The sequence below is a fragment of the Stenotrophomonas sp. 05L414_2 genome, assembly GCF_056397905.1.
Map to the genome: position 1 here is coordinate 1 of NZ_JBFTOJ010000198.1, position 6,762 is coordinate 6,762.

Annotated in this window: 7 protein-coding genes and 1 pseudogene; 3 read left to right on the plus strand and 5 right to left on the minus strand. The window is 66.8% G+C overall.

Going from position 1 to position 6,762, the window contains the following annotated elements; translation table 11 throughout:
* From AC1DJN_RS19480 to AC1DJN_RS19490, 3 genes are all read right to left on the minus strand, one after another.
* On the minus strand, positions 1-227 hold a 227-nt coding region (locus AC1DJN_RS19480), incomplete at its 3' end, for an HP1242/YdcH family protein (RefSeq protein WP_478039854.1).
* A gap of 323 nt (positions 228-550) precedes the next feature.
* Positions 551-1,435 (minus strand): OmpA family protein, encoded by an 885-nt coding sequence (locus AC1DJN_RS19485; protein WP_025878452.1) that lies wholly within the window; start codon positions 1,433-1,435, stop codon positions 551-553.
* Positions 1,432-1,797 carry a DUF4398 domain-containing protein gene (locus tag AC1DJN_RS19490; protein WP_025878451.1) on the minus strand — a complete coding sequence of 122 codons (366 nt, stop codon included), beginning with the start codon at positions 1,795-1,797 and terminating at the stop codon, positions 1,432-1,434. The genes AC1DJN_RS19485 and AC1DJN_RS19490 overlap by 4 nt, the downstream gene beginning before the upstream one ends.
* A 121-nt stretch (positions 1,798-1,918) precedes the next feature.
* Here AC1DJN_RS19490 and AC1DJN_RS19495 point away from each other — a divergent pair, with 121 nt between their 5' ends.
* The 3 genes from AC1DJN_RS19495 (at position 1,919) to AC1DJN_RS19505 (ending at position 5,940) form a co-directional block, all read left to right on the plus strand.
* Positions 1,919-3,046 carry a PilT/PilU family type 4a pilus ATPase gene (locus AC1DJN_RS19495; protein ID WP_478039856.1) on the plus strand — a complete coding sequence of 376 codons (1,128 nt, stop codon included), beginning with the start codon at positions 1,919-1,921 and terminating at the stop codon, positions 3,044-3,046.
* Between the two features lie 130 nt (positions 3,047-3,176).
* Positions 3,177-4,460, plus strand: a complete 1,284-nt coding sequence (locus tag AC1DJN_RS19500; protein ID WP_442251683.1) for a putative DNA modification/repair radical SAM protein — start codon at positions 3,177-3,179, stop codon at positions 4,458-4,460.
* Positions 4,441-5,940: a UdgX family uracil-DNA binding protein gene (locus AC1DJN_RS19505; RefSeq protein WP_442251682.1), complete on the plus strand. Its 1,500-nt coding sequence runs from the start codon at positions 4,441-4,443 to the stop codon at positions 5,938-5,940. The genes AC1DJN_RS19500 and AC1DJN_RS19505 overlap by 20 nt, the downstream gene beginning before the upstream one ends.
* Positions 5,941-5,973: 33 nt before the next feature.
* Here the strand turns inward: AC1DJN_RS19505 and maiA are convergent, their stop codons facing one another.
* Positions 5,974-6,642 (minus strand): maleylacetoacetate isomerase, encoded by a 669-nt coding sequence (maiA, locus tag AC1DJN_RS19510; protein ID WP_032976415.1) that lies wholly within the window; start codon positions 6,640-6,642, stop codon positions 5,974-5,976.
* Between the two features lie 14 nt (positions 6,643-6,656).
* Positions 6,657-6,762: pseudogene (locus AC1DJN_RS19515) on the minus strand (fumarylacetoacetate hydrolase family protein); the annotation flags it as partial.

Here is a 6,762-nt window from a genome sequence, read left to right on the forward strand (position 1 = left end):
GGGGACGAGGTTGCGAGCGGTGTTTCGTACATTCGCAGAAGGCGTTGCTTGGCCAGCAGCTTCTCGCGCTTCATTCGACCCAGGGTGACATCATCGATCGGGAGTACACCCAACTCCGCATCCATGCACTTCTTGTTCAACTTGCGGTGCTGGTCATGGAGTGCCCGGAACTCCGGATCGCGCGCGCGACGGGCGTCGATCTCGCTCTGGGGCTGATCTTCAAACATGATGGACCTCCTTCGACAGATACACGAACGCCCCGGCCGCAAGGCACGGGGCGTTGTTCATGGAGGAGTGCCGGTCGATGCCCACATGGGTGCCCACAACGACGTGCGGCACTGGCCTGCGCACTTCGATCTGCTGCGGTTCGCGCCCTGCTTGCATCGGCCCGGCCCTCCCATCGTCCGGTCCGCGTTATTGCGTCCCGGACAATTGACCCTACGCTTGCTCTGGACGGGGTTCAAGCCCCTGCGGCAAAAAGACCGAACCCCGCCGAGGCGGGGTTCAGGCTGAATACTCAACACAACGAAAAACAAACAATATCAATCAATTACGGCGCGATGACGACCTCGGCCGAGCGGGCCCGGGTGGAGGCGGCCTTCTTCCCAGCAACCTGGATACGGCTGCTGGCGACACCGGCCGACACCAGCGCGTCGCGCAGTGCCTCGGCGCGCTTCTGGCCGACGCCATTGGCGCTGTCATAGGCTTCGATGCGGATCCTGCCCTTCTTGCCGATGTTCACGTACTCGGCCAGGGCCTTGGCCTGGTTGCGGGCGCCACCGGACAGGCTCGAGGCCCCGGCCGCAAACGCGTCACCGGCAAAGGTGAAGACCTCGCCGCGGCCATCGAACTTCGAGCCCGGCAGTTTCTGCCCGGACACCAGCTCGGCTTCCTCACGGGCCAGCTTGGCCGCGTTCTGCTGGGCCGAGCTGAGGCGCTGCTGCTGCTTGCCGGCCACGCTGGTCAGGGCGTTCTCGGCATCCTGGCGGGCCAGGGTCTCGGCCTCGGCCGCCTGGCGCAGGCGTTCGGCCTCTTCTGCCTGCATCTGCGCCTGCATGCGCAGCTGTTCGGCCTCCTGGCGGGCGCGGGCGGCATCGCGGCGGCTGGCCTCGATCAGCAGGTCGCCGCGGGTGCGCTCCAGGCGGTCGACCTCGCGCGCGGCCAGCGCAGCCCGCACGGCGGTCTCGGCGATCTCGACCCGGCGCTCGGCCAGGTAGGTGGCCAGCTCCTGGTCACGGCGCTTGGCCTTTTCCAGGGTGGCGATGGCCTGCTGCGCCTGCATGCGCTCGAAGGCGCCCAGTTCGGCGGTGTCCGGATTGGCCTGGATCGCCATCAGGCGCTGGCTCAGCTGGCCCACCATCGGGTTGTCAGCGGCCAGTGCCAGCGTCGGCAGGGCCAGCAGCGTAGCCAGGGTCAGCGCGGAAATCGTCTTCATCGGCGGTCCTCCCCGGTCGACAACTGGCGCTGCAGCTGGTTGACCTCGTTGCGGCGCAGCTGCAGCTGTGCGGTCGCCGTGGCTTCCTCGCTGCGGGCACGGGCCAGATCGGCGTCAACGGTGGCACGCAGGGCCAGCGCCGGTGCGTTCTTGCGCTCGCGGCGGTCGCCGGCGGCACGCTGGGCCTGCTCCAGCCCCTGGCGGGCCAACCCGATCAGGTCCGGGGCGTACTGGTCGGCGTCGGCCTGGGTGGCCTTGTCCACCGCCTGCCGGGCCTGGGCCAGTTCCAACGCGCCATCCTGCGCCCAGGCGGGAGCAGAGAGTGCGAATGCAAACGCCATCACATACAGGCTGTGGCGCATTCGTGCGAAGCTAAGTCGTTTCATTGGGGAGGCCGTACCGGTTGTCGGTTCGCGGCCATTGTCGTCAAGCCGGTACCGTGCTTGCAACGGGYACCGGCAGTTTCGTTGGGGAAAATTCGCAATGGATATCGGCTACTTCCTGAAGCTGATGACCGAAAAGAACGCKTCGGACATGTTCTTGACCACCGGCGCGCCGGTGTACATCAAGATCGAGGGCAAGCTGTATCCGCTCGGCAATACCGGCCTGCCGCCGGGAATGGTGAAGAAGATCGCCTACTCGCTGATGGACGAGGGCCAGGTGCCGCAGTTCGAGCGCGAGCTGGAACTCAACATGGCCATCGCCCTGGCCGATGCCGGGCGTTTCCGCGTCAACGTGTTCAAGCAGCGCGGTGAAGTGGGCATGGTCATCCGCGCCATCCGCAGCCGGATTCCGAGCATCGAAGAGCTCAACCTGCCGCAGGTGCTGAAAGACGTCATCATGACCCCGCGTGGGCTGGTGCTGGTGGTGGGGTCCACCGGCTCGGGCAAGTCCACCTCGCTGGCGTCGATGATCGACCATCGCAACAGCACCACCACCGGTCACATCCTCACCATCGAGGACCCGATCGAGTACCTGCACAAGCACAAGATGTCCATCGTCAACCAGCGCGAGGTCGGGCTCGATACCCATGCCTTCCACAATGCGCTGAAGAACGCGATGCGTGAAGCGCCGGACGTGATCCTGATCGGCGAGATCCTGGATGCCGAAACGATGGAGGCGGCGATCGCCTTCGCCGAAACCGGGCACCTGTGCCTGGCCACCCTGCACTCCAACAACGCCGACCAGACCATCGAGCGCATCCTCAACTTCTTCCCGGAAAGCGCGCACAAGAACGTGCTGATGAACCTGGCGCTGAACCTGCGTGCGGTGATCAGCCAGCGCCTGGTGAAGAACAAGGAGGGGCGCCGCCTGCCGGCCACCGAAGTACTGATCAACACGCCGATGATCCGCGACCTGCTGCGTCGCGGCCAGGTACACGAGATCAAGGCGGCGATGGAGRCTTCGCTGGAAGAAGGCATGGAGAGCTTCGACCAGTGCCTGTTCCGGTTGGCCAAGAACGGCACCATCGATCAGGAAGAAGCCCTGCGCGCGGCCGACTCGCGCGATGGCCTGGCGCTGAAGTTCCGCCTGTCCGAAGGAGGCAGCGGCGAGCATGATCCGTATGCGGACTTCTCGGCCGGCGCGCCGAGCATTACCCACGGGTTCTGACGGCGCGCCCGCCGGGCATGGCCCGGCGCTACCGGACGCGTGGTGGTAGAGCCGGTCCATGCCCGGCGGAATCCYGAAGGGTTAAGGGGCGGTCTCATCCAATGAGACCCCTCGTGCGTAGGTTTCTTCAATGGAAACCATACGCAAGCTGGCCATCCTTGCAGATGCCGCCAAGTACGATGCCTCCTGCGCCTCCAGTGGTGCGGGCAAGCGCGATTCGCGCGCCTCCGGCGGCATCGGCAGTACCGAGGGCATGGGCATCTGCCACAGCTACACGCCCGATGGCCGCTGCGTGTCGCTGCTGAAGATCCTGCTGACCAACTTCTGCGTGTACGACTGCGCCTATTGCGTGAACCGGGTGTCCAGCAACGTGCCGCGCGCGCGTTTCAGCGTGGACGAGGTGGTCACGCTCACACTGGACTTCTACAAGCGCAATTACATCGAAGGGCTGTTTCTTTCCAGCGGCATCATCCGCAACGCGGACTACACGATGGAGCGCATGGTGGAGGTGGCACGTCGACTGCGCGAGGAGCACCGATACGCCGGGTACATCCACCTGAAAACGATCCCCGAGGCATCGCCAGAACTTCTGGCCGCTGCGGGTCGTTACGCCGATCGCCTGTCGATCAATGTCGAACTGCCCACCGAGGCGGGCCTGGCCACCCTCGCACCGGAAAAGACCAGCACATCGATCCGCGGCGCGATGGGCGAACTGCGCTGGCGCATCGAAGAAGCCAAGGAGGCCCGCAAGGCGCCGGCAGTGATCGCACCGGTTTCCAGCCGCGGCGCGCGTCCTCGCCCTCCCCGCTTTGCACCCGCCGGGCAGAGCACGCAGATGATCGTCGGCGCCGACGGTGCCAGCGACCAGCAGATCCTGACCAGTGCCGACAGCCTCTACGGCAACTACCGCATGCGCCGGGTGTACTACTCCGCCTTCAGCCCGATTCCCGATGCGAGCCGCCAGCTGCCGCTGCAGCCGCCTCCGCTGCAGCGCGAGCACCGGCTGTACCAGGCCGACTGGCTGCTGCGCTTCTACGGCTAYGGCGTGGAGGAGATCACCGACACCACCCAGGGTGGCATGCTGGATCTGGACATCGATCCGAAGATGGCCTGGGCGATCCGCCATCCCGAACGCTTCCCGGTGGACCTGAACCTTGCGCCGAAGGAGCTGCTGCTGCGGGTGCCAGGCCTGGGAGTGCGCAACGTCAAGCGCGTATTGATGGCACGCCGCCACGGTCGCCTGCGGGTGGCCGACGTTGCACGACTGAAGGCGCCGATGAGCAAACTGCTGCCGTTCGTGCAGCTGGCCGACCACCATCCGCGCAGTGCGCTGGATGATCCGGCGGTGCTGCGCGCGAAGYTGGCGCCACCACCCCGCCAGGGCTCGCTGTTCGATGCCGCGCCCGCTGCCTGAGCTGCAGCGCTGGTCGCTGCGCGTAGACCCGCCGTGGTCGCTGGATGCCTGGCGCGGTGCGGCGCGTGAGGCCTTGCTGCGCCGCGTGCTGCCGGAACAGCTGGACTGGATCACGGGTACCGAAGCGTCGCTGCTGGACGCGCCGGCGGTGCAGCAGGCGCCACTGCCCGACGGCGCCACCGTCCCGAACGTGCCGCGCGACTTTGTCGAACTGGCCGCTACCTGCCTATGCCATCGCGATCCGCAGCGCCTGCCGCTGCTGTACCGCCTGCTGTGGCGCATCGCGCATGGCGAACGCACGGTGCTGTCCAATCCGGCCGACGCCGATGTGCTGCGGTTGATGGCGCTGGCGCAGGCGGTGCGCCGCGACACGCACAAGATGAAGGCCTTCGTGCGCTTCCGGGAGGTGCCCGGCGAGACCGACGCGTTCATCGCCTGGTTCGAGCCCGATCACAACATCGTCGACCGGGTCGCGCCGTTTTTCGCCCGCCGTTTTGCCGGCATGCGCTGGGCGATCCTGACCCCCGCGCGCAGTGTCCGCTGGGATGGCAGCGCGCTCTCGTTCGGTGATGGCGGCAGCCGTCGCGATGCACCCGCCGAAGACGCCCGTGAGACGCTGTGGCAGACCTATTACGCCAGCATCTTCAATCCGGCCCGGCTCAACACGCGGATGATGCAGCAGGAAATGCCCGCCCGTTACTGGAAGCATCTTCCCGAAGCGCACCTGTTGCCGGGCCTTGTGCGCGACGCAGCCGGCCGCGTGCAGGAGATGCATGATCGACCGGCACAGGCACCGCAGCGACGTATTCCCGCACGGCCGAATGATGCAACCGATGCCGCTGCGGACAATGGCAGCCTGCAGGCGTTGCGCCAGCAGGCCGCCGTCTGTCGGCAGTGCCCGCTGTGGGAAGCGTCGACCCAGACCGTGTTCGGTGAAGGTCGTGCCGATGCACGCATCATGCTGGTGGGCGAACAGCCCGGTGATGTCGAGGACCTGAGTGGTCGCCCCTTCGCCGGGCCGGCGGGCAAGCTGCTGGACCGTGCGCTGCAGGAGCTGGGCATCGAACGCAGCGCCCTGTACCTGACCAACGCGGTGAAGCACTTCCATCACGAGCGCCGAGGCAAGGTGCGCCTGCATAAGCGCCCTGAGAGCCGCCATGTGCATGCCTGCCGGCCGTGGCTGCAGGGCGAGATCGCACGGGTGAAGCCGCAGGTGATCGTCTGTCTCGGCGCCACGGCGGCCTCGTCCGTATTCGGTCGCGATTTCAACCTGACGCGCGACCGTGGCCGCTGGCTCACGCTTGAGGATGGCACCCGGGGATACGCCACCGTGCATCCTGCCTGGGTACTGCGGCAGAAGGATGATACGCGGCGCGAGGACGCCTACCGGCTGTTCCGCGACGACCTGCAGCAACTGCTGGCGGCCAACTCCGCGCCCACCGGGCATGGCCCGGCGCTACCGCGCGCCGGAGACCGGTAGCGCCAGGCCATGCCCGGCGAGCACAGCGGGACGTCAGGCGGCGTCGACCTGGTTTTCGGGGCGTGCAGCGATGAAGGCATCCAGCTGCTGGCAGGCCGCTTCAATGCGGCGCAGTGTGGGGTATGCCGCCAGGTCCAGGCCGAAGCGATGGGCGTTGTACAGCTGCGGCAACAGGCAGATGTCGGCCAGACCCGGACGGTCACCGTGGCAGAACGTACCGGTGTCAGCACTGTCGGCCAGCATCGTTTCCATCGCGGCGAAGCCCTCGGCCATCCAGTGCAGGGTCCACTGCGTGCGTGCATCGGCGGGCAGCTGCAGATCGCGCTCGAGGTACTGCATCACCCGCAGGTTGTTGATCGGGTGGATGTCGCAGGCTACCAGCTGCGCCGCTGCCCGCACCCGTGCGCGGCCAGCGGCGTCGGCCGGCAGCAGCGGCACCTGCGGGAACCGCTCTTCCAGATACTCCAGGATCGCCAGCGACTGGGTCAGCACGTGGCCGTCATGCAGCAGCGTGGGCACCAGCTGCTGCGGGTTGAGCCCGCGATAGGCGTCATGGTGCTGCTCGCCGCCCTCGCGCACCAGATGCACCGGTCGTGCTTCGAAGGCCAGGCCTTTCAAGGCCAGGCCGATGCGCACGCGGTAGGCGGCGCTGGATCGCCAGTAGGTGTACAGCATGATGCCGTCGTCGACCGGAATCTCCATCGCCGCCTCCATGCTCAGGGCTTGGCCGCCTGTTCGATGCGCTGCTCGATCGCACCGAAGATGCTGTTGCCGGCGGCATCGAGCATCTCGATGCGCACCACGTCGCCGAAGGACATGAAC